Source organism: Engelhardtia mirabilis, from assembly GCF_007748095.1.
In the GTDB taxonomy this organism is placed as follows: domain Bacteria; phylum Planctomycetota; class UBA1135; order UBA1135.
On sequence record NZ_CP036287.1, the window covers coordinates 482,780 to 506,008 of the forward strand.

The 23,229-nt window shown below is 69.3% G+C and carries 17 protein-coding genes; 5 read left to right on the top strand and 12 right to left on the bottom strand.

Annotation, left to right across the window (positions count from 1 at the left end):
• Positions 1 to 613: 613 nt before the first annotated feature.
• Positions 614 to 1,756 (bottom strand): hypothetical protein, encoded by a 1,143-nt coding sequence (locus Pla133_RS01830; protein WP_145061794.1) that lies wholly within the window; start codon positions 1,754 to 1,756, stop codon positions 614 to 616.
• A 509-nt stretch (positions 1,757 to 2,265) separates the two neighbouring features.
• Here Pla133_RS01830 and Pla133_RS01835 point away from each other — a divergent pair.
• The gene (locus Pla133_RS01835) at positions 2,266 to 3,894 is read left to right on the top strand and encodes a hypothetical protein (protein WP_145061797.1); all 1,629 of its coding nucleotides are present in this window, start codon (positions 2,266 to 2,268) and stop codon (positions 3,892 to 3,894) included.
• A 188-nt stretch (positions 3,895 to 4,082) separates the two neighbouring features.
• On the top strand, positions 4,083 to 5,714 hold the full coding sequence (locus Pla133_RS01840) for a hypothetical protein (RefSeq protein ID WP_145061799.1): 1,632 nt from the start codon (positions 4,083 to 4,085) through the stop codon (positions 5,712 to 5,714).
• 37 nt (positions 5,715 to 5,751) lie between these two features.
• On the opposite strand, the gene Pla133_RS01845 is transcribed toward Pla133_RS01840, so the two are convergent.
• The 5 genes from Pla133_RS01845 to Pla133_RS01865 form a co-directional block, all read right to left on the bottom strand.
• On the bottom strand, positions 5,752 to 6,687 hold the full coding sequence (locus Pla133_RS01845) for a hypothetical protein (protein WP_145061801.1): 936 nt from the start codon (positions 6,685 to 6,687) through the stop codon (positions 5,752 to 5,754).
• Positions 6,684 to 7,190, bottom strand: coding sequence for a hypothetical protein (locus Pla133_RS01850; protein ID WP_145061803.1), 507 nt, complete (start codon positions 7,188 to 7,190; stop codon positions 6,684 to 6,686). Before Pla133_RS01850 ends, Pla133_RS01845 begins: the two co-directional genes overlap by 4 nt.
• Complete coding sequence (locus tag Pla133_RS01855) at positions 7,190 to 8,134, bottom strand: cysteine peptidase family C39 domain-containing protein (protein ID WP_419192030.1); 945 nt, start codon at positions 8,132 to 8,134, stop codon at positions 7,190 to 7,192. The genes Pla133_RS01850 and Pla133_RS01855 overlap by 1 nt, the downstream gene beginning before the upstream one ends.
• A gap of 447 nt (positions 8,135 to 8,581) precedes the next feature.
• Entirely contained in the window at positions 8,582 to 9,232 is a 651-nt protein-coding gene (locus Pla133_RS01860) for an STAS-like domain-containing protein (RefSeq protein ID WP_145061807.1), read from the bottom strand.
• A 57-nt stretch (positions 9,233 to 9,289) separates the two neighbouring features.
• Positions 9,290 to 9,649 carry a hypothetical protein gene (locus Pla133_RS01865; RefSeq protein WP_419192031.1) on the bottom strand — a complete coding sequence of 120 codons (360 nt, stop codon included), beginning with the start codon at positions 9,647 to 9,649 and terminating at the stop codon, positions 9,290 to 9,292.
• 241 nt (positions 9,650 to 9,890) lie between these two features.
• Between Pla133_RS01865 and Pla133_RS01870 the strand changes: the two genes are divergently transcribed.
• A complete protein-coding gene (locus tag Pla133_RS01870; protein ID WP_145061811.1) occupies positions 9,891 to 10,655 on the top strand; it encodes a M90 family metallopeptidase in 765 nt (254 codons plus the stop codon).
• A gap of 61 nt (positions 10,656 to 10,716) precedes the next feature.
• Here the strand turns inward: Pla133_RS01870 and Pla133_RS01875 are convergent, their stop codons facing one another.
• From Pla133_RS01875 to Pla133_RS01895, 5 genes are all read right to left on the bottom strand, one after another.
• Positions 10,717 to 12,033 carry an FAD-dependent oxidoreductase gene (locus Pla133_RS01875; RefSeq protein ID WP_145061813.1) on the bottom strand — a complete coding sequence of 439 codons (1,317 nt, stop codon included), beginning with the start codon at positions 12,031 to 12,033 and terminating at the stop codon, positions 10,717 to 10,719.
• A 649-nt stretch (positions 12,034 to 12,682) separates the two neighbouring features.
• Positions 12,683 to 14,338: a Na/Pi cotransporter family protein gene (locus Pla133_RS01880; protein ID WP_145061815.1), complete on the bottom strand. Its 1,656-nt coding sequence runs from the start codon at positions 14,336 to 14,338 to the stop codon at positions 12,683 to 12,685.
• Between the two features lie 237 nt (positions 14,339 to 14,575).
• Positions 14,576 to 16,030, bottom strand: coding sequence for a cardiolipin synthase (cls, locus tag Pla133_RS01885; protein WP_145061817.1), 1,455 nt, complete (start codon positions 16,028 to 16,030; stop codon positions 14,576 to 14,578).
• Positions 16,027 to 16,785 carry a TVP38/TMEM64 family protein gene (locus Pla133_RS01890; RefSeq protein ID WP_145061819.1) on the bottom strand — a complete coding sequence of 253 codons (759 nt, stop codon included), beginning with the start codon at positions 16,783 to 16,785 and terminating at the stop codon, positions 16,027 to 16,029. The genes cls and Pla133_RS01890 overlap by 4 nt, the downstream gene beginning before the upstream one ends.
• A gap of 99 nt (positions 16,786 to 16,884) precedes the next feature.
• Positions 16,885 to 18,249: a metal-dependent hydrolase family protein gene (locus Pla133_RS01895; protein WP_145061822.1), complete on the bottom strand. Its 1,365-nt coding sequence runs from the start codon at positions 18,247 to 18,249 to the stop codon at positions 16,885 to 16,887.
• A gap of 332 nt (positions 18,250 to 18,581) precedes the next feature.
• Between Pla133_RS01895 and Pla133_RS25815 the strand changes: the two genes are divergently transcribed.
• Positions 18,582 to 20,774: an endonuclease gene (locus Pla133_RS25815; protein WP_419192033.1), complete on the top strand. Its 2,193-nt coding sequence runs from the start codon at positions 18,582 to 18,584 to the stop codon at positions 20,772 to 20,774.
• Positions 20,775 to 20,827: 53 nt separating this feature from the next.
• Here the strand turns inward: Pla133_RS25815 and Pla133_RS01905 are convergent, their stop codons facing one another.
• Positions 20,828 to 22,213: a hypothetical protein gene (locus Pla133_RS01905; RefSeq protein WP_145061823.1), complete on the bottom strand. Its 1,386-nt coding sequence runs from the start codon at positions 22,211 to 22,213 to the stop codon at positions 20,828 to 20,830.
• Between the two features lie 241 nt (positions 22,214 to 22,454).
• Here Pla133_RS01905 and Pla133_RS01910 point away from each other — a divergent pair, with 241 nt between their 5' ends.
• Positions 22,455 to 23,111, top strand: coding sequence for a metallophosphatase domain-containing protein (locus Pla133_RS01910; protein WP_145061825.1), 657 nt, complete (start codon positions 22,455 to 22,457; stop codon positions 23,109 to 23,111).
• The last annotated feature ends 118 nt before the right edge of the window (positions 23,112 to 23,229 follow it).

Consider the following 23,229-nt stretch of genomic DNA (forward strand, 5'->3'; position numbering starts at 1 on the left):
CTCGACGGCGCTTCCCGAGCGGGGCGTCGACCTGGTGCATCGGGCGCCCACCGTTGCCGAGCTCGACGAACGAGCCCACGCCCACTTCGATCCTGGGGGAATTGCCAAAGTCGTGAGCCGGTGGCCCGCGGGATCCCGCGTCGGCGGGGACACCCAACGCGGTTCGGAGCCCCCGGCGGGCCTTCCGTCGGCTACGGGACGTGGCCGCCAACCCCGACGAACTCCGACGCAGCCGACCCCATGGCGACCGCGCTCGGCTCCCCCCCGGCGCCGCGGCCCCCGGTGCCGCACACCGTGCCCCCCGGTGCCGCACACCGTGTGTCGTCTTCGATGTCGAGAAGTACCGCAAGACGACCGTGCCCCATCGACCCATGGGTCGGCTGTCCAGATATTGCTGCGGTACTCATCGGCGCCAAGAACGATGCACGGTGTGCGGCACCGGATGTCGGGCTAGTGTCCTGGATCGGAAATTCGGCGTCACTTCCCGGGCTCCGATCGCCGCTGGCGTCGCCAGCGCCTCCTCCGAGTATCGCAGCGGATACCCGTCGTCGGCGCGCCTAGCCAGCATCGATCGGACCTCCGGGCAGTGACGCCGAATTTCCGATCCAGGACACTAGTTCGGCCCGGTCGACGGCAAGAGTGGTGCGGCCGTCGGAAGTGTCGCGCCGAGAACACCACCGTGCTTGGCCGGGCCGACGGGCGGGCTCACGCCCGGACCGAGCGAGAGCACGAACGGAGCGGCCCCTTGCCAAACCGGGAACGGCGAGCAGGGCAGCACATATAGGAAGATCGGACAGGCCGATATCACTCCGCACTCGTTGCTGATCGTGAGCGTGTAGCTACCGATGTCGGCCACGGTGGCCGGGACGATGACGAGCTTCTCCTGGTTGCCGACGACGCTGACATTCCCGAAGGGGTCGACCTTGACCCAGGTGTAGGTGAGGTTGTCCCCGACGATGCCCCCCGCGCTCAGCACCGCCTTAGCGCCGATGCAGGCGATGACGTTCTTCGGGCAAGGATTCAGGAAGGCGGGGGCGGTGATTGCCTTGAAAGTCAGCTGCGTCGACAGCCCCCAACTCGGGTCGGGGTTGCTTCCATGCTCGAACTCGCTGTTGCCGCCCAGGGTCGGGTCGAGGCCAAAGAGGATCAGGCCCTCGTCGCCGCCGGAGACGAACGCGACGGTGGAGCCCACGTAGGCGGACCACGAGTAGTTGAGGCTGATGGTCTGGGAACCGGTGCCCATTATCGAGCTCGTCGCCTTCGGGGTATCGACGTTCATGAAGACGTCGTTGTCCTTGTCGTTCGTGTTGGTCTGGCCGCCGCCGCCGCCGAGATCGAGTGCCGGATGGTGCACTCCGTCGACCTTGCAAGTGACGCTCCCGAGGTCGGCGTGCGCCCAGCCCTTGTTGCCATCGTCGTAGGCGCCGAACTGACCCTTGCGCCAGTTCGTGATGTCGAGCGTCCAGCACTTGCCCGGCGCATCGATCTGAATCAGCAGGGTGTAGTCGTAGGACGCCGACAGCCCTCCCGTGCCGTCGACCCACTTGTTGTCGACCCCCAGTACGGACTGGTGGGTGAACAGGAGGCTGTTCCCAGTGGTGCCGAGTGGCGCGACGACGTCTTGAAGCCGGATCTGGCCGTTGTGAGCGTTGTTGATCGGTCCGGACCCTCCGAGCGTGGCCCCGATCGTCATCTGTGCCGTGGCAATGCCGCCGACGGAGCTGGTGGCGAGGGCCGCCAGGGCGAACGATTGCATTGCGCGGAGGAGAGTGGGAACGTCACCGAGCGGGCGACGACGAAGTCCATTGAGGCGAAGTTGCATGGCGATTTCAGGGTTGGGGCGCGACGAGGTGTTCGCGAGTCACAGGGCTCTCGGTTGCCGAGATGGCTGGGTGAGCGATCCTTCGAAACGCCTGGTTGCGGCGACGATGGTTGCCGGTCGGAGAGCACGGGCCCGTCGTCCGAAGCCCGGCTCTTGCCGCAGGGCTCCACTCGACTGCCGAGCTCCGGGGGCGGATGCGCCCGGGGACCTGGCAGGTCGGACGACGCGGGCTCCGATTGGCATCGACCGCGATCGGGTGTTCATGACCGCCCTCGTCAGTGCGCCCGGCACGAGGCCCGAACGAGAAATCCGAGAGGAGATTCGGAAGCGATGCGGCACCTCGCCGGCGGCCCTCGCCACCTGGCTGGAAATTCCATTTCGATGAGGGACCCCGGCACTGGCCTGCGTGGGCATCAGCAACCACTCGGAGCCCGTCATCCGCCATGCAGACCCTCCTCGCCTTCGCCACACTCCTGGCAACCGCCCCCCTCGCCGCCGCCCAGGACTACGCTCTCGACGCCTTCACCAACCCTACCGGTCAGTTCGGCCAGTCCTTTGCCCGCAGCGTGGACCTGTCGGGCACGACGGCGGTCGTCGGCAGCTTCCAGGGTGCTTGGATCGTCGAGCGCAACGCCTCCGGCCACTGGAAGGTCGGCGACGCGCTCGTGCCCCTCGACGGGCTGACGGGCAAGTGCTTTGGCGCCGCCGTGGCCGTCGACGGGGACCGCGCCGTGGTCTCGGCCTACTGCGACTCCTCGTCCAGCTACCAGGCCGGCTCGGTCTACGTCTTCGAGCGCGGTGCCGGCGGCTCCTGGAGCCAGACAGCCAAGCTCTTCGTGCCCTCGCCCATCGCCGAGGTCCAGTTCGGCTGGGACCTGGACCTCGAGGGGACGCGCCTCGTGGTAGGGGCCCCGCAGTCCAAGAGCCCCTTCTCCTCCGCCGTCTCCGGGGCCGTGCACGTCTTCGACCTGTTGCCCGACGGCAACTGGGCCCTGGACGCGACCCTCGCCGCCCAGAACCACTGGGAGGGGATGCAGTTCGGCTACTCGGTGGCGCTCAGTGGCGATCGCGTCCTGGTCGGCGCGCCCAGCTTCCTCAACATCTCCCACGACGGGCATGTGCGGGTCTTCGATCGCGGCGCGGGTGGCGCTTGGAGCGCTTCGGCGGTCCTGACCCCGTCCGACGTCCAGGCTGGCGACCTGACCGGCAGCTGCGTCGCGCTGGAGGGCAACACCGCGTTCACGGGCGCGGCCTTCCACGACGCCTCGAGCTTCAACGACGGTGCCGTCTGGGTCTGGGTGCGCCAGTCCAGCGGCTTCTGGAAGCAGGTGCAGAAGCTCGTGACCCCCGTCGCCCCGTCCAGCGCCCAGGCCGGAGCTTCGCTAGCGCTCGACGGCGACCACCTGCTGATCGGTGCGCGCTCGGAGCAGGTGGATGGCATCAACGTGGCTGGCGCGGCGCATCTGTGGAAGCGCGACGGCAGCGGCAAGTGGGCCTGGGCCGAGCGCATCGTCAGCCCCGAGCCCGAGTTCGCGGCCTCTGCCGGCAGCGACCTGGCTCTGGGCAACGGATGGGTGCTGCTCGCCGAGCCGGACCAGGGGCCGGGCTACGACGGACGACTCGACGTCGTCTACTCCCACGCCGCGGGTGACGTGCTGCCGACCAATAACTTCGGCCAGGGCACGGCGAGCTGCGCCAGCGCGCACACGACGTTCCTGCCCCTGCCGCCGCTGATCGGCACCGACAGCTTCCGCGTGCACGCAGCGGGCGTGCCGCCCCTGGCCTCCGGGCTGCTGGTGATCGGGTCGAGCGACGATCCGCTGGGATCCGACAAGTTCGCCCTGGGCTGCGACCTCCACGTGGACGTGCTGGGCTCGATCGCGCTGTTCGTGATTCCGGCCTTCAGCGACGCCCAGGGCCTCGGCAAGGGCAAGGTTCCGATCCCCCCGGATCCGGTGCTCGTCGGCCTGCGCCTGTTCGCCCAGACCGTTTGGCTCGGCCCACCCTGCGCCGCCCTGCCCCTGGGCCTGTCCAGCTCCGACGGCCTGGGCTTCGAGATCGGCGCGCCGTGAATGCCTGCCGGCGCTCGAGGCCTGCCGGGACGCATCGACCCGGCCCGGGCTGATCCGGTGCCGGCCCGCTCTCCTCACCCTGCAAGTCTCCGACTCGTGCCCAATCGAGGCGGATTCGCCGATTCGCTGAGGGTCCTCGACCCCCGTCTACGTGGGCAGCCCTGAATCCCTCGAAGGAACCAACCGCCATGCGTACCGCCCTCGCCCTGACCGTCTCCCTGGCCGCCGCAGCCCCCCTCGCCGCCGCCCAGGACTACGCCATCAACTCTTTCCTCAACCCCGCGGGCGAACTCGGCGAGAACTTCGGGCGCCGGGTCGGCCTCTCGGGGACCACTGCCATCGGCGCCAGCTTCAACGGCGCTTGGATCATCGATCGCACCGCCTCGGGCAAGTGGAAGGTCGGCGACCTCCTGACTCCCCTCGATCCCCACTCGCCCTCGTGCTTCGGCGCCTCGGTCGCGATCGACGGGGATCGCGCGGTGGTCTCGGACTACTGCGAGTCCTTGACCGGCTTCCAGTCCGGCTCGGTCTACGTCTTCGAGCGCGGCCCTGGCGGCTCGTGGAGTCAGACCGCCAAGCTCTTCGTTCCCGGCGCGGCCAGCCAGCCTGCGTTCGGCTGGGACCTGGACCTCGAGGGCAACCGCCTGGCGGTGGGGGCGCCGAATGGGCAGAGCCCCTTCTCCTCTGCCCTCTCCGGCGTGGTTCACGTCTTCGAGCTGCTGCCCGATGGCAACTGGGTCCTCGACGCGACCATCGCGCCGCAGACGCACTGGGACAACATGGATTTCGGCGAGTCGGTCGCGCTCAGCGGTGACCGCCTCTTGGTGGGCGCGCCCAGCTTCATCAACCACGACCACGACGCACACCTGGAGATCTTCGACCGCAACGCGGCGGGTCAATGGGTCGCCAAGGCCGTGCTCACGCCCCCGGGCGTCCAGGAGTACGACTGGACCGGACGCGCCGTCGCCCTGGAGGGGGACACGGCCGTGGCAGGCGCCGCCCTGCACGACGCGATCAGTATCAACGACGGTGTCGTCTGGGTCTGGGAGCGCCAGGCCGGCGGCGTGTGGAAGCTGGCGCAGGCCCTGGTGACGCCCGGTTCGCCCGTCGACAGCCACGCCGGCATTTCCCTCGCCCTCGACGGCGACCGCATGCTGGTCGGGGCACGCGGCGAGACGGTGGATGGCGTCGTCAAGGCCGGGGCCGCCCACCTGTGGAAGCGCAACAGCAATGGTATTTGGAACTGGCAGGAGCGCATCGTCAGCCCCGCGCCCGAGGACACGGCCTACGCTGGCACCGACGTGGCCCTGGGCAACGGCTGGGTCCTGCTCGGCGTGCCGAACTTCGGCCCCGGTTACGACGGACGAATCGACGTGACCTACTCCTTCGCGGCGGGCGACGTTCCTCCGACCGAGAACTTCGGTGCGGGCACGGCCGGCTGCGCCTCCGCGCACTCGACCTTCCTGCCCCTGCCGCCCCTGATCGGCTCCGGCGACTTCCGCGTGCTCACTGCGGGCTCGCCGCCCCTCGCCCCGGGACTGCTGGTGATCGGTTCCAGCGGAGATCCCCTGGGCTCCGACAAGTTCGCCCTGGGCTGCGACCTGCACGTGGACGTGCTCGGCTCGTCCGTGCTCCTCGTCCTGTCCGCCTTCAGCGACGGCCAAGGCCAGGGCAAGGCCACGATTCCGATCCCGGGCGACCCTGTCCTGATCGGCCTGCAACTGTTCGCCCAGACCGTCTGGATCGGTCCGGCTTGCCCCGCCCTGCCCTACGGCCTGTCCAGCTCCGACGGACTGGCCTTCGTGATCGGCGCGCCGTGATCTTCACGTCGAAGACCACGGCGAAGCGCCCCGCCAACTAGCCGCAGACCAACTCCTCTGCGATCGAGAAGGTGAAGCCGAACGCGATGGAGATCGACGCGACGATCAGCAGGTGCAGGACGTAGTAGACCAGGACGGTGATCCCCATTCCGAGCCTCTCTGGACCCTGGAGCAGATCTCGGATCTCTCCCGGTATCCGGTCGATCGCGAAGGACCGGGGGCTGTGGGTGAACTCGAGGAAGTCCGATCGTCGCTCGAGGCTTCGCATGAGCTGCGCACCCTTTTCGGTACGCGGGAAGCTCAAGGGAAACAGGACGCGCCCGGCGAAGACCGGGTCGCCGCGCTCCACGGCCCTGACCGCCGCGTCGGTGTCGAGGTAGAAGGGCGACGTGACCAGGTCGAACCGGATCGGCCGCATGTCGCCCTCCTCAGTCATCCAGTCGGGCCTGGTCTCCGAACCTGGCGTCGATCCTGAGCGACCTAGGTCCATGGTCCGGTCGACCGGTGCCTCGAACAGGCCGTAGAGCGTCTCGCGGTCCGGCTGCCACTCGACCAGGGTCTCGTGGCGCAGGACCGTGTGGGCGCCGAACAGCACCGCCGCGACGCCCCACCAGGCCAGGCCGCGCCAGTTGGCTCCTCGATCGGCTTGATCTCGTTCGCGTTTGAAGCGGAACCAGCGTCGGCGCGCCCGCCGATCGTTCTCCGCGGGTCGCGCGACCTCGTTCGGATCGTCCGCGCGGTTGCGAAGTCGGGCGAGGTGAAAGCAAGTGGCTCCGATGCCGAAGCTCAGCAGCTGAACCGCGTAACGCCATTCCGTGGGCATCCAGAGTGCGGCTCCGGAGAGCATCGCCAGTTGCTTGCCCAGGAAGTAGAGCGGTGCGAAGAACAGCACCGAGCGCCAGACCCGCGGAACGGCTGCGCGGAGATGCTCGCGGACCTGCCGGGGCAGCCTGAGGTCGCGGTCGTCGCTCACCGCGGCAGCCCCACGCGCACCAGGTCCGTACGCACCACGTCGAAGGGCTCGCTGCGCCAGCCGTCGCCGCAGCGAACGACCAGGATGTACTGGGTCTTGGTCAGTCGTGCGCTGCCCTCGCCACCGTCGAACTGGTGCTGGGCGACTTCGTCCAAGTCCGCGGTCAGGTCGGAGGTGGCGGGGCCGGGCTGCCCCTCCTCCCTGGCCGTGCGGAGCGCGATCAAGCGACGGCGCCCATCGATGTCATCCCACTTGACCCAGTAGACGATCCAGCTCCGCGCGTCGTCGACGGTCAGGGTCGCCGTGCCCGAAGCGGGCACGAGGATCGCGTCGGCGGAATCCGGCCCCGTGGAGTCGAGCGCCTTCGATCCATCGCTGCGCTCGGAGTCGATCCGGAACTGCACCACCCTCTCGTCCCCGCCATAGCTGGGACTCTTGCACGCGCCCAGTGCGAGCAGGCACAGCCCGAGGGCGATCAGGCCCGTTCGGCGCAGGTTGACCATCACTCGACCTCCAATTCGATCAGGCGCCACCAGCGCGTCAGGATCTCGTGGGCGTCCGCGCGCGTCGTCACGAAGTCGACACGGGACTTGAACTCCTTGAAGGTCAGGCTCACGCGCGCCTCATTGACTTCGGTCTCCGGGTCGTCCTTCCTGAGGGGGTCGACGAGTTCGATCGACTGAACGGCGATTCCGCTGGGCTCGAATCGATCGACGAGTAATTTCGATAGCTCGCCGGTTCCAAGCCCTGTCTTTGCATAGTCGATCAATGCGTCGCCGAGCCCTGGTCTCTTCACCTCCCACTGCGCGCCGACGATCACGTACAGATGCCCTTGATCTGTATCCGGATCGCGGAGCCCAGCGACCGCGGGGTCGCCGAGCTGCAACTGGGCGATTGGCACCCCGGACGAAGGGTAAATGCGATCGAACAGACTCTGCACGGCCTCGTCCTCGTTCCAGGAGAGGTCGATGTCGCCCTCGACCTTCCCTTCGCCCTTCAGCTTGTCGAGAGCCTGGGTCCCGGCGTCCTCGAGTGTCGACTGGATGACCTTCCAGGCCGAGTCGAAGTCGAAGGGAGGGGCGTCCGGTGCAAGTGCCCGCAGGAGCTCGAAGCGCGACGCGGTCGCGACCTTCAGGCTGCCGTCCGGAAGGTAGCCGTGGACGCGGTCGACGATTTCTTCCTGGGATACGTCGATGCCGTTGTAGCGCAGGATCATCGAAGCGCAGGCCGCCCAGCACCACACGGGCTCACGCTGCGGGGATTCGACGGCTTCGAAGCCCGTCAGCGTGACGGTCTTCATTCCGTACTCGGACTCGGTACCCGCCGGCTGCGAAAGGCTGTCCGCGTCTTGAGGCAACGACGGCTCAGGGGAGTCATCAGGCTTCGGAATTGGAGGAAGCTCGATCAGCGCACATCCCCAAAGTAGCGCGAGCGGTATCAGGGCCATGACGACGCTACGTAGGCTCGAACAGACTTTGGGCCTGGACACGAATGATCTCCAACGGGGGGGACGCGGTGGGGGGGGGGGCACGCCCGAAGCGCGGTCGGGGCAAGACTCCGCTGATCGAAGCACCCGCTTGACTGATCGGAGCCCCCTCTGGTCTGAACGTACAAGCTGTGTCAGGCAGCTCGATAAATGCCGATCTTTGTGGCGGCGCCAAATGGGAACTCCAACGGCGGCTCTTGGATACAAGGCACTTGGGTCACTCTGCATCCCTCGGCGACGAGCAGCTGGGGGGGGGCGCTGGGACAAACCTGGCACCTCGATGCTCGACCTGCCTTGCGGCGATCGTGTGCAAACGGGTCGGGATGTCGGGCGCTGGATCCGGGTCCGGGTCCTGCGCACCTCGACCTGCGGAGATCGGGAGACCTCCTCAGCGCCCCCGAGCGCCGTTCAGCGCTCCGCGCCCGGCAGGCCGCGGCGCACCATGAACTCCACCGCCGCGTTCATCTCCACGGGCACCAGGCTCACCTCGGGGTGGACGCGCGCCCAGACGCGGAGGACCTCGTCGACGAAGCCCTGGCCCACGGACTCCACACCCTTGAAGTCCAGCACGACCTCGCGGAAGCGCTCGAGCCCGTGGGTCAGGCGCTTGGCCTGGGAGCGGGAGATGAATTCGGTGCCGTACTCGAACAGGCGCAGCACGCAGCGCGTGCGGTCGAACTCGAAGTCTGTGGTGTAGCGGTCGAACAGCTCCGCCAGCTCGCGCTGCGTGTCGGCGGCCAGGCGCAGGCGCACGTCCGTGCCCGGCCGCTCGGCTTCCTGACGTACCGTCTGGTCGTCGCGCAGGTTGTCGACGACCCACACCAGGCCGTTGGCGCGCAGCTCGAAGTAGTCGACGGCCTTGGATCTGAAGAACAGCCCCTCGCCCGAGTGGCGCTCGGCCATCGTGGTGACCTTGCCCTTCGACAGCTCGTGCAGGGCGTCCAGGGCTCCGCCCAGGTGCAGGTCGCGGCGCGCCGACTCGAAAGCGCCGATCCCGTCGTCGCGGATGAGACCGACGAGGCCGCCGCCCCCGGTGGGGGGGTCCGGCCACAGTGCCACGTCGACCCGGTGGCCGTGGGAGTGGTCGATGGCGTTGTTGACCAGCTCCGTGAAGACTTAGGCGAGGATCTTGCGGCAGCGCTCGGCGCCGGCGGCGTGCAGGTCGGTCGTGGCGCCCTCGAGCTGCTCCCAGACCGAGTGCTCGTCGAGACCCTCGAGGGGATGTCGCGCCACACGACCTTCGGGCGGTTGGGGCAGGGCCGGACTCGGTGCCAGCGGTTCGGCCGCGCCAGCCACGTAGCGGGTTGCGCGCGAGCGCCCCTCGACGGAGAGTTGGCCCTCGGCCACCCGCCGCCGCAGTTGCGGATGAACCGCCTGGCGGGTGATCCCCAGCCGTCGGGCCAGGTCGGAGCTGGAGAAGCTTTCTCGGCTCTCCAGCAGCTCGGCAATGGCCTGGTCGATGGTCGGCTGCTTCACGGCTGGATTGGCGCTGGCAGTGGGCCGGCGTTCTTGCGTCAAGGCATGCAGTTGACGGAAATGCGCTCCGTCAAGCTCCAGGTTGACGAAAGTCTGCTTGCGTCAAGTCAGGTTTGACGCAAAGGACTTTCGTCAAGGTGGGTTCCCGCCTACCTCACCCCGCCGACCCCCCGCTCGCCTCCCCGATCGGTTAGAGCTGCGCCTCTCCGCCCGCCCTCGCCCCTCCAACCCCCTCCCGACCATGCCCTTCGGATGGTGGCGCAGCCGCAAGCGCCGCAAGCTCCTCGCCGAGCCCTTCCCCGCCGTCTGGCAGCGGGTCCTCGACGGGCTCGATCTGTATCGCGACCTCGACACCGGCGACCGCGCTCGGCTCGGCGACCTGGTGCGGGTCTTCGCCGAGGAGAAGCGTTGGGAGGGCTGCGGTGGGCTCGCGATGACCGATGAGGTTCGCGTGGTCATCAGCGCCCAGGCCTGCCGGATGATCCTGCGCCTGGACCATGAGTACTACCGCCGGGTGCGCTCGATCCTGGTCTACCCGGCCGCCTACCGTCAGCGCTCGGTCGGGACGCGCGGCGGCGCGGTGAACACGGACTGGAGCGCCAACGCCGGGGAGAGCTGGTCGGGCGGGCCGATCGTGCTGTCCTGGGCGGACGTCGAGCGCGGCGAGCACCACAGCCACGACGGCCGCAACCTCGTCTACCACGAGTTCGCCCACGCCCTGGACTGCCTCGACGGCTGGGCCGACGGCATCCCGCCCACCGTGCGCGGCGTGCACGCCGAGTGGGAGCGCGTCGTCGCCCGCGAGCTCGAGGCGCTGCGCGATGACGTGGCCCAGGGTCACCGCACCCTGCTCGACCCCTACGGCGCCACCAACCCGGCGGAGTTCTTCGCCGTGAGCACCGAGTGCTTCTTCGAGCGCCCCCGCGACCTGCGCCACAGGCACCCCGAGCTCTACGGACTGCTCGCGGACTTCTATCGGCAGGACCTCGCCGGCGCGGCGCAGTGAGCCCCGAGCGGGCCACCGATCGACCGCGCCGCGCCGATTCGAGTCGACCGACCGCCGCCGCTCACGACGCCATTGCGTGGCCTCGGGTGACGGCGCTCGAGCTCCCTGAGCCGGCCAACAGCCCGCGTGCCGCGTCGATGCCGCTGGTGTAGGCCGACTCGTGCACGAAGGGGCTGCGTGCCCAGGCGCCGGCGAACCAGGTGCGCCAACCGCCCTGGAGCGCCTCGAGCCGCGCCGCTGCGCGGTCATTGGCGAGGCACCCGATCGGATGCAGGAAATGCCGCTCGGCGAGGATCCGATCCGGCCGCGGCTCGCGGTGGGGGTTCATCGTGACGAAGGTGTCCGGTACCGCGTCGGCCAGGCCACCCAGTCGGTTGGGGAAGAACGAGATCGTCGGCCGCACCCGCGGCAGGCCGCCGCGCGGCACCAAGTAGTTGTAGGCGCCGAACAGGCTCGGGTCGTCGCCCACGAGCTGCTCGTCGTGGTGCACCACGACCCGCGCCGGCTGGGCGATGAAGGCGGACAGCACCGAGCGCTCGGCGGCGCTCGCGTCCTCGAGCAGGGGCAGCACTTGGCTCGGATGTCCGGCGAAGATCACCTGATCGACCCGCAGGCCGTGGCAGCGACCCTCGTCATCGGCGAGCTGCAGGCTCACCCGGCGCGCGCCCCGGCGCGCCGAGACGACGCGCGTACCGAGGCGCAGCTCGCCGCCTGCCCCCTCGAACCAACGTCGGTACGCCTCCACGTAGCGGTGCATGCCTCCGACCACGCAGCGCCGATCCCCGGGCCGGTCGGAGACGATTCCGTGAATATTCCAGAAGCGCACCAGGCTGCGCGCGTGGTAGTTCGCCGGCGCGAGGTTCGGCATGGGGAAGCTGCCCATCGCACGCGGATAGAGGTACGTGTCTCGGAACTCAGGTGAGGCACCGATGTGGTCCAGGTACCCGCCCAGGGTGCAGCGGGCGAAGCGCTCGTCGTGCAAGACCTCCAGGGCACGGGTGCGAAAGCGGTCGATCTCCGCCAGCAGTCCGGGCCGGCTCGCGGCGCCCTCGCGGAAGGTCCAGCGGCCGTCCTGACAGGCCCACAGGCTCTCGCCCGTCGGCGCGGCGAAGTGCGCGTCCCCGCAGATCGGGCGGGTCTCGAGGCCGAGCTCGTCGATCAAGCGCGCGAACTCGGTGAAGGTGACGCGATTGAAGTCCGAGACGCCCACGTCGACGGCGTGGATCGCGCCGTCCGCCCCGGGCACCTCGAGCCCCACGCAGTTGCCGCCCAGGCGCCGACCAGCCTCGACCAACACGACCTCGACCCCCGTTCGCAACAGGGTCCGCGCCGCACCCAGTCCCGCCGCCCCGCCGCCGATCACCGCCACTGCCGCCATGTCCCGTTCCCCTGGTCCGCATCGGTGCAGACCTGCAATCCCGTGCTCGGCGCGCGGCACCTGAGCCGTCGACCGGTCGTTCCTCGGGCCCGCACACGCGAGCCTCCGGGGTGCTACGCCGGAACTGCGCCCGCCGACCGACACGGAATCGGGCCGAGGCCGGTGACTCTCCGACCGAGCAGGCCCCGGGCGGCGCTGGCCGCAGACCCGGGCACCGCCATCCTGCGCCCGTCGGCGACGGGGCTACCCGAGCGTCAGGGACCGGGCTCCACGACCAGGACGTCGAGCAGAGCGGTGGCCGTACGGCCGGTGTAGACGTTGACGACCTCGAGGGTCAGCGTGGTCGGGCCAGCCGGAGTTCCCACCGGGAGCGCGGTCTGCTGCGAGGTCGAGCCCGCGCGCTATCGACCCCTACGGATCGCGAGTTCTCGGCGTGATGCCGATCCACGCCGGCCGTTGGATCAGGTCGCCGTGGGACGAAAGCGTGTCGAAGCACGGCCGTGGGGCGGTGCCATCAGTGCGTGGTGCGGTCGCAAGAGGGCGCACTCGCCGGATCGTGCAATCGCCGAGCGGGGAGGTTGGCTACCGCTGCGAGCTTGCCCGACGACTCCGGGTCGAAACGGACACTCCCCGCCTGGTCGAACGGTCCTCAGGCCGTGTTCTCCGCCGACCCTGGTGGACGCGAGACCTCGGAGCCTGGGTCGACACCGGGTTGGCCGGGCTGTTCCGCGGCGGCCAGGTGGTGCGTGATGCGCCAGGCGTGGTAGGTCGTGCGGTGCAGCCAGCGCAGGGCGTCGAGGCGGCGAATGACCTGGTCGAACTCGACTTCGGGGTCGGGGATCGTGGCCAGCATGCGCTCGCGGTAGGGGTGACGCTCGGCGCGGATCTGATCGCGGGCATCGACCAGTTGCAGCTCGCCAGCCGCCTTGTCGCCCGCGCGCATGGCCTTGGCCGAGCTCTGGAGGGCCCGCACCTCGACCGACGACAACTCGCGCAGCCGCTCGTCCTGGCGCAGCGTGCCGAGCCGCTCGCGGTCGAGGCAGCGCTCCGCCAGGCGGTCCAGGTGGTCGATCACGTGCATCGAGGACAGGAAGTAGCGCTGGGCGTCCGCGCTCATCTCGACGCCCACGATCTCGTCGGCGAAGTGACGCGCCCCGGTGAGGCCGCGCCCCACGCGCTCCAGGCGATCGGGATCGACCAGGGGCTTGGACTTGCCGTCGAGCGCTCGCGCGAGTGCCTCGAAGAGATCCGCGGAGAGGTCGCGCACCACACCGAGCAGGGTCATCGCCGCCACCGTCGACTCGCGCGCCAGGCGCGGGTCCAGCCGATCGGAGGGGTCCGAGCTGGCGTCCGACTCGGGGACCAGACGACTCATCAGGCGCGCGAACTGGCGCGTGAAGGGCAGCACCACGATCAGACCCAAGGCGTTGAAGGCCGTGTGGAAGCCGACCAGGACCAGCGGCCCGTGGGCGAGCGCGCCGCCGGGCACCAGGTGATCGATCGCCCAGAGGTAGGGCTCCAGCAGGAAGTAGGCGGCCACGCCGGTCATCAGGTTGTAGACCACGTGGGAGTAGCCCGTGCGCCGCGTGGCGGCCGAGCGGCCGATGGTCGCGATCGCCGTGGTCGAGGTGGTGCCCACGTCCATCCCGATCACCATCGCGGCTCCCTGGGCCAGGCTGATCGCGCCCCCGTCGAGGGCTGTCAGGGCCATGGCCATCCCCGCGCTCGACGATTGAGTCACCAGGGTCAGCACGATGCCGATGCCGACCAGCAGGGCTCGACCCAGGTAGCTGTCGTCAGGGAAGTTCGCCGGCGTGATCCGTCCCTCGAAGCCCGCCATGCCCGTTTGCATGGCGTCGAGACCCATGAAGATCAGGGCAAAGCCCGCCAGGGCCCAGCCCATGTGGGCCCAGTGCCCCCGCCCGAACAGGCGCAGCAGCACGCCTAGCATCAGGAGCGGCTGCACGATCTGCTCGATGTCCAGCTCGAATCCGAGCAGGGCCACCATCCAACTGGTGAGCGTCGTGCCGACGTTGGCGCCGAACAGGATCCCGAGCGCCTGTGGGAAGGCGAGGGCGCCGGCGCTCACCAGGCCCACCGTTGCGACGGTGGTGACGCTCGACGACTGGAGCACCGCGGTGACCAGCGCTCCCGTCACGGCGCCGCTGGTCGGGCTCTTCGTGAAGCGGAACAGCGCCCGGTGCAGCGCGTCACCGGCGAACTGGCGCAGCCCCTCGGTGAGCACCAACAGGCCCAGGAGGAACAGTGCCAGCCCTCCGACCGCCGCGAGCACCTGGTGGATCATTGCCAGGGTGTCTCACACCACACCGGGAGTTGTCGACGGGCCGATCCCCGAGAATCCGGAACCGCCCCGCCCTCGGCCGGTCACGGGTGCGCGCAGCCGCCCGGTCCGACTCAGGGAGTCGTGGGCACCAGACCGCCGCTGGCGGCGGGATTCCGTGCTGCGGCGCGACCTTCGACCGCGTTGTGGCCCGCGGTTGCCGCGCCGATGATCCGGGGCGCCAGGACGGGCGGCCGCCGCTCAGAGCAGCGGTCCGACGAGCCGCGCGGCGTTCTCGGTGAAGCGCCGCACGGCGCCCCGCTCGCGCCAGGTCTCGGGATCGAGTAGTTCGGACTGGGCCAGGTACCGCTGCTGTAGCGCTGACAGCTTGCGCGTGAAGCCCTCGTCGTAGACGAACAGGGAGATCTCGAAGTTGAGCCACAGACTCCGCATGTCGAGGTTGACCGACCCGAAGATGCTGAAGGCACCGTCGACGGTGACGCTCTTGGTGTGCAGCAGCCCACCTTCGAACAGGGCGATGCGCACGCCGGACGCCATCAGCTCGCCGAATTGGGCCACGCTCGCGTAGCGCACCAAGACGGAGTCGTTCCGGGCCGGGACGATCAGCGTGACCTCCAGCCCGCGCTGGGCCGCGGTCAGGAGCGCGGTCAAGACCGCTTCGTCGGGAACGAAGTAGGGCGTGGTCATGACCAGCTCGCGTTGCGCGGCGTAGATCGCCGACAGCAGCAACTGGTGCAGGGCTTCGGGGCGCAGACCGGGGCCGGTGGGGATTACCTGCACGGTGAGGCTATCGGTCCCCTCGTCCGGCGGGTTGGAGTCCTCCAGGCTCGGCGCCTCCAGGGGGCGCTCGGTCTCCACGGACCAGTCCAGGGCGAAGACCCCGTCCATGGCCGCCGCCGCCGGCCCGGTCACGCGCGCGATCGCATCGACCCATTCCCCTACGCCGGCGTCCTGCCGGAAGAAGCGTGGGTCGACCAGGTTCTGGCTGCCCGTGTAGGCGATGGCGTCGTCGATCACGACGATCTTGCGGTGGTTGCGGAGGTCGCGGCGGACGAAGAAAGAGCGCAGGGGTCCGGTCGGAAGGGCCGCGCGCAGGTCGACGCCCGCCGCGCGCAGGCGCCGCGCCGAGGCCGAGACGAGAAACGCCTCGCTGCCGACACCGTCCGCCAGGGCGCGGCACTGCACCCCCCGCTCGGCGGCGCGCACCAGGGCTTCGACCACGTCCGCGGTGCGACCGCCCTCGTGCCAGATGTAGAAGCACAGGTGGCAGTGGTGGCGAGCTGCGTCGATGTCGGCCACCAGGGCGTCGAAGACGGCCTGGAAGTCGTCGATCAGTTCCATGTGGTTGCCGGCCTGGGCAGGGAAGCGCAGGATCGCTTGGGCCTGGCGCCGGATCGGATCGAGGTGTGCCGGTACGGCCGCGCGCAGGACGGTATGGCGCCCGGCGAGTTGGTCGAGCCAGGCTCCGATCGCCGGCAGGTCGGCTGCGATCCGCCGGCCGCGCGCGCGCCCGAGACGACGCTCGCCCACCAGTAGGTAGAACACGGCTCCGGCGAAGGGCGCGCTGGCGATCACCGCGATCCAGGCCATGGAGGTGCCCGCGGGTCGTCGCAGCATGATCACGCGCACGATCAGCGCGGCCACGAACGCCCAGTGGAGTCCGAACAGGGTGGCGCTGATGAGTTGGGGACTCATGGGGTCGGCGGCGGACCGGCGTCGTCCAGCGCCCGTTGTACGGCCCGGCGGGCGATTCTCGAGAAGACCACCACGGCAGCGATCGCGGCCAGTGCCCCGAGCGCCACGAGCAGATCGCGTGTGCGGCCCGCGCTCCCGCCGCCGGCCATGCGCGCCAGCCGAACTCCGGCAGCGCCGAGCCACAGCTCGAGGGCCAGGTGGGGGATCAGGGCCAGGCAAGCGACGATGAAGCCTCGGATGGCCACTCCGGCGGCGCCCAGCAGGTAGCTCACGAGCGCCGGGTTCAAGGGGGCCAGCCGGAGCAGGACCTGGAGTCGGAGCTCGTCGTGGCCGAGGGCGCGCCGGATGGCGGCTGCCTTGGGGCGCGCCAGGACGAGGCGCTCGATCGGGCCCTGCAGCAGGTGGCGCGCCAGGAAGTACTGCAGCGTGTTGGCGAGCAACGAGCCCGTGAGCGCCGCCGCGAAGCCCTCGCCGACCCCGAACAGCGCGCCGCCCACGAGGCACAGCACCGACTCCGGCACCAGCAGGGTCGAGCCGACCACGAAGAGCAGGACGAACAGAGCCGGTCCAGTCGCTCCGAGGCCGGCGATCCAGGTTTCGAGCTGATCCAGGTGGTGGCTGACCTCGCTACCCGCGGCGATCACGGCGACCGATGCCAGGCCCGCGCAGACCAGGAGCGCGATGTGACGTGCCCCCGCGCCTCCGGGCGGCGCGGGGGGTCGGGGTCCTCGTGGCAGTGTTTGGTAGGAGGGCACGTCGGTACTCGGCCTCGGACGAGCGGCAGGCCTGCGCCCGTTCCGTTGCCCGCGGAGCTTCGAGCCGGACCCGGATCGCTGGCCCGCGCCCCGGCCAGCCTAGAATTCGCCCTTGTAGACCGTTCCCGCCTTCATCACGAAGGGCACGTCCTGGAGGGCGGTGAGGTCCTGCAGTGGGTTGGCGCGGACCGCGATGATGTCGGCCAACTTGCCGGGCTCGAGCGTGCCGACTTGATCGCCGATGCCGCACAGGTCCGCCGCGTTGACCGTGGCGCTGACCAGGCAGTCGGCCGGGGTGACTCCCGCCTCGTGCATGTACACGAACTCGAGGGCGTTGGTTCCGTGGGCGCCGACCCCGACGTCGGTGCCGAAGGCCAGCTTGACTCCTCCGCGGTAGGCGCGGCCCAGGGCGGCCTGCATCAGCGGTCCGACGGCAGCAGCCTTGGAGCGGATCTCCGGCGGGTAGTAGCCGTCGACCTGCGCCTTCTCGACCACGTACTTGCCGGCGTGAATCGTGGGCACCAGGTAGGCGCCGGTCTCGACGAACAGCGCGATGGCCTCGTCGTCCAGGTAGGTGCCGTGCTCGATCGACGAGACGCCCGCACGGAGCGCTGACTTGATGCCGTCGGCGCCGTGGGCATGGGCTGCGACCTTGCGACCCATGCGGTTCGCCGCTTCGACGATGGCGTCCAGCTCGTCCTGGAAGAACTGCTGGTCGACCCCGGCCGCGGTCATCGAAAGCACCCCGCCGGTGGCCGTGATCTTGATCAGGTCGACACCCTCGCGGACCCGTGCTCGCACGGCCTTGCGAACCTCGTCCGGTCCATCGGCGGTCATCGTCTCCGGGCCGCGCTCGGGGCGCAGGACGGGAGAGATGGAGTTGGTCCAATCCCCGTGGCCGCCGGTGACGGTGACCGAGGGACCCGAGACCAGCATCCGAGGGCCTGGAATCATGCCCGAGGCGATTCGATCGCGCAGGGCCAGACCGGTCGAGCCCTGGGAGCCCACGTTGCGAACGGTCGTGAAGCCGGCCATCAGCGTGCGTTCGGCGTAGACGACACCGTCGATGGCCGCGTGGGCCTCGGTCTCCTGCAGGGTCCGACGAATGCGTTCCTGGACGGGCACCGATTGCCCGGTGAGGTGCGTGTGGCAATCGATCAGGCCAGGTAGCACGAAGGCGTCGCGCAGGTCGATCACGTCGACCGGGGTGGCGGCCCCATCGATCTCGGTCACGTAGCCCTCGCGCACGTCGACGATGCGGTCGCCGCGCACCACGACCGTCATCCGACGCAGAGGCTCCTGGCCCGGCACGGCCAACAGGCCGCCGCAATGCAGGACTTTCGTACTTGCCGTCTCGACTTGCGACGCGGCTGGAGGGGCGATAGGGCGTGTCTCGAGCCAGGATCCGGAGCTACCTGAGAACAGCGCGGCGACGAGGGCACAGGCGGCGATCGATTCGAACATGATCGGGATGGCTCGGTTGGGAGGGTGCGGTCCGGGGGCGCTGAGCTGAGTGGAGCAGCCCGAGCGGGCTGGCCGAAGCGTCTCCTTGGATGGAGTTTCGCTCGACGGAACTCCGCGATCCGCGGAACGCGTGGGCGACGAAGGTCCGACCGCTGGATGGCGAGGCCATTCGGCCATCGAGGTGCGGGGTCAATCGAGCCTCAGTACTCGATGGAGATTCGATCAAGTGCGGTCTCTCACCGGCAACTGCGGAACGCGAACTTCTTGGAACCAGGCGCCTCCGATGACTCACTGTGTCCACGGCCGCACTTGGCCGGGCCCCCACACGATCCATGAAGCTCACAAACCTGCTGCTCCCCCTCCTGCTCGTGTCCGCTTCCGCGGCGGCCCAAGCTCCCCCCGGCTACTACGATCCGGTCGACTCGACCACGACTCAGACCCTGCGAGCGTCGTTGCACGAAGTCATCGACGACCACCAGAGGTTCCCGTACACCTCGTCCAGCACGGACACCTGGAACATCATCGAGGTCGCAGACGAGGATCCGAACAACGCCTCGCGCGTCTTGGATGTCTACAAGAACGCGAGCTATGCCAAGTTCGGTGGCGGCAACAGCTTCTACAACCGCGAGCACTCCTGGCCCAAGTCCTACGGCTTCCCCAACGACGGCTCCACCAACTACCCCTACACCGACTGCCACCACCTCTTCATCGCCGACTCGAGCTACAACAGCTCGCGCTCGAACAAGCCCTACCGGGACTCCTCCGCATCAGCTAGCGAGAAGCCGACCGAGCTCAACAACGGCAAGGGCGGTGGCACCGGGGTCTTCCCGGGCAACTCGAACTGGACCGCTGGCTCGGGCACGACCGGTGAGTGGCAGACCTGGCGCGATCGTCGGGGCGACGTGGCTCGCGCGCTGATGTACCTGGATGTGCGCTACGAAGGCGGGATCCACGGCATTACCGGCGTGGCAGAGCCCGACCTGATCCTGACGGACAACGAGTCGCTGATCGCGGCCTCGAACACCGGATCGAATGAGAGTGTGGCCTACATGGGCCTTCTGTCGACCCTGCTGGCCTGGCACGCAGCGGATCCGGTGGACGCGGTCGAGATGGCTCGCAACGACGCTGTCTACGGTTTCCAGGGCAACCGCAACCCCTTCATCGACCATCCGGAGTGGGTGGATTGCATCTTCAGCGGGACCTGCGGTGGCGGCGGTGTCGGCGGCGGAAGCGCGATCGCGTGGATCAATGAGCTGCACTACGACAACACGAGCAGCGATGTGAATGAAGGCGTCGAGGTCGCCGGCACGGCCGGGCTCGACCTGAGCGGCTGGAGCATCGTCGCCTACAACGGCAATGGAGGTGCGTCCTACGGAACGACGAGCCTGTTCGGGACCCTGGCGGACCAGGAGGGCGGACTGGGCACGGCTTGGTTCGCGATCAGCGGGCTGCAGAACGGCGCGCCCGACGGCGTGGCGCTCGTCGACGACGCTGGCGCCCTGGTGCAGTTCCTCAGCTACGAAGGCAGCTTCGCGGGGACCAACGGTGCCGCATCGGGAGTCAACAGCACGGACATTGGCGTAGCCGAGACAACCAGCACGCCGGTGGGCTGGTCGCTGCAGTTGGGCGGCACGGGAGGCGGCTACGGGTCGTTCACCTGGGAAGCGGCCGCGCCGGCGACGCCGGGTCAGCCGAACGGAGCCCAGAGTTTCTCGGGTGGGGGCGGTCCTCCGCCGGACACGACTCCCCCGGCCGCCCCCAGCGGGCTGGTGGCGAGTGCGGGCAATGGCGTGGTGGACCTGGACTGGTCGGACAACGGCGAGGGTGATCTCGATGGCTATCTGATCTATCGCAGTACCTCCGCGGGAGGCCCATTCAGCGCGCTGAACGTCGCCCCCCAGGGATCCAGCGCCTACTCCGACGCCACGGTCAGCAACGGCACCACCTACTGGTACCGAGTGACCGCCGCGGACCTGGTGGGCAACGAGAGTGGGGCGAGCTCGACGGAGAGCGCGACGCCCAGCGCGCCGCCGGCGGCAGCCCTTTGGATCAACGAGCTGCACTACGACGACTCGGGGACGGACGCCAATGAGGGCGTCGAGTTGGCCGGCACGGCCGGCCTCGATCTGTCGGGTTGGACGGTGGTGGCCTACAACGGAAACGGTGGCGGGTCCTACAAGACCGTCAATGCAACGGGGACCCTGACCAACCAGCAGGGCGGGTTCGGGACCCGTTGGATCGCGATCTCGGGCTTGCAGAACGGTGCTCCGGACGGAGTCGCCCTTGTGGCGCCGGATGGAACCGTGACGCAGTTCCTCAGCTACGAGGGCACGCTGGTGGCGACGTCGGGCCCGGCGAGCGGGATGACTTCGACCGACATCGGCGTCTCGGAGACCAGCGGCACGCCGGATGGTCAGGCGCTCCAACTGATCGGTAGCGGCTCGGCCTACGAGGACTTCAGTTGGTCAGGTCCGAGTGGGCACTCTCGGGGCTCGGTCAACGGCGGGCAGGTACTGGGTAGCTGACCGGTAGGGACCGCGGTGGCGGGTGGGCGGCGTTCGGAAGGCCCGATCGTCGCTCACCCGTCCTTGCCAGGCTGGCCAGCCGTGGTCGGTCCGTCGCCCAGCGCGGCGATCCAGTTGGCCACTCGACGGGCTGCGTCGGGATCGCCTGCGACCCGCGACTCGATCCGGTCGAGGGCCGCGCGCAAGCGGGCCTCGGCCGGCGAGTTTCTACGGACCATCCACAGCTCGAAGCGGCGGTCGAGGTCTCCGAGGATCCGCTCGCGAGCTTGCTCGTCGCCGCCTAGCTTGCCGGCCAACTCGAGTTGGGAGGCGTAGACGTCCTCGGGCGAGGTTGGCTCCCGCCAGGTATGCAGTGCCTCGAGCAGCAGGTCGCGCTCGTTGTCACCGGCGTCCTTCAGGGCGACCGCGAGCCTCTCACGGGCCGCTGGCGATGCACTGGCCACGAGGCCGCGCGCGGCCGAACGGGCGATCCAGGGCGCTGCCTCGTCGGAGTCGATGCGATCCAGCAGCCCCGCCAAGCGATCCGTGTACTGCGGAGCGATCAGGGTCTCGATCCCGGCGCGGGCCTCCGCGTTGCCGGCCAGGGCACCATCGATGGCGAGGTCGGCGTAGGGCTCCGGCGCAGTACGCGCGGCCAGGGCCCAGAGCTCGCAAGCGACTCGGTGCTCGTCCTTGGCGTCGATCAGCCAGCGGGACAGCTCCTCCGGGTCGCCATCGAACGAGTCCATTGCCGCCAAGGCGAACCAGGTGCGAATTCGTGTCAGGCCCGGAAAGCCCTCATCCGCGCCGGCGTAGGCCTCGTCCAGCAAGCTCCGAGCAGTGCCTGCAAGCGCCGATTCGCGACCCGCCTGGTCGAGCGCCTTGATCGCTGCCAGGGACTCTTGCTCGGCGCCGATCGACGTGTCTCGCCGGTCGGTCGCCAGGCCGGCGAGCCAGCCGTCGGATTGCGGGCCCTGACTGCCGGCCCAGCCGCTCGCGAGAACCAGGGCCACTCGACTCGGATCGCCCCGCTCCAGCGACGCCGCTGCGGCCTCGAGTTGCTGGACCTGCAATCCGCCTTCGAGGACGAGTTCTCGCAGGGCCGCGAGCACCGCCGGGTCCGGATCCGGGCGCACCAGGTCCAGCTCTGTCCCCAGCTCCGCTCCCAAGGTCGCGATGGCTGCGATCGCCGCCTCCGCGCGAGCGAGGGCTCCGTGCTCCGGCGGGGTCGCAGCCGAAGTCGCTTGCGATCGGCCTTCCCGCCCGGCTGGAATCGTGGCCAGCTTGCGACTCGGCTTCGAGGCAAGCAACGAGTGCTGTTCCGCCCGGGTCTCGGCAGTTGACGGTGATCCTCCGACCGCAGCGGCCACGGCCTTACCTCCCGACCGCTCGAGCAGCATCACCGTCGTGCCCGCCACGAACACGAGGGCCACGGTGAGAATCATCGGTAGGCGGCGCATCGTGTTCGTCTTCAGGGAGAATTCAGGGGATCGAGGTGGAGCGTGGGAGCCGTCCGTTCGGACAGCACTCTTCTGACTGGTTCGTGCGGGGGGCTCGTTTGCGCTGGATCATCCCAGAACCGGACACGAGCGTCGACGACCATTGGCTTCGGTACCCCATGGACGGTCGGCCTCCTCGATGGTTGCAGGCAATTCCGGTGAAACCTCCGAGCCCCTGGGTCGGTACCGTCCTCCATGAGCCATGCGCTTCGTCTGTCTCAGCGATACCCACGGCAGCCACGACCGGCTCGAGCTGCCGGCGGGAGATGTGTTGATCCATGCCGGCGACTTCACGCGCCGTGGGACGATCGACGAAGTGGCAGCGTTCGCGGCTTTCCTCCGCGGTCAGCCCCATCGCCACAAGCTCGTCGTCGCGGGCAACCACGACTTCCTGTTCCAGGAGCAGCGGACCCTGGCCCGCGAGATCCTGGGCGACGTCCACTACCTCGAGGACAGTGGCGTCGACCTGGAGGGCGTGAGCTTGTGGGGCTCGCCCTGGCAGCCTTGGTTCCACGACTGGGCCTTCAACCTGCCCCGCGGCGAAGCGCTGGAGCGGGTCTGGGCCGGTGCGCCGACGGGGGTGGACGTGCTGATCACCCATACACCGCCCCTGGGGACCCTGGATCTGACTCGCCGCGGCGAGCGGGTCGGCTGCGAGAGCCTGGCGGCGGCGCTGCCGCGCATCGCGCCGCGTTTGCACCTGTTCGGGCACATCCACGAGAGCCACGGCACGGACTGCCGGCACGGTCGACTGTCGGTCAACGCGTCCCTGTGCGGACGGGGCCTCAGCCTCGAGCACAGGCCGGTCGTGGTCGACCTGGACTCGGACGGCGCGCGCGTTGTCGATGCGCCGGCTTGATCCCGCGATACGACGTCTCCGGCGGGATACCTTCGCGACGACTCGGCCGATTCATGGGGTCTGCTCGGGCCCAAAGTCCGGATCACCCGGCATGCCGAACATCGGGGAGATCCCTTGG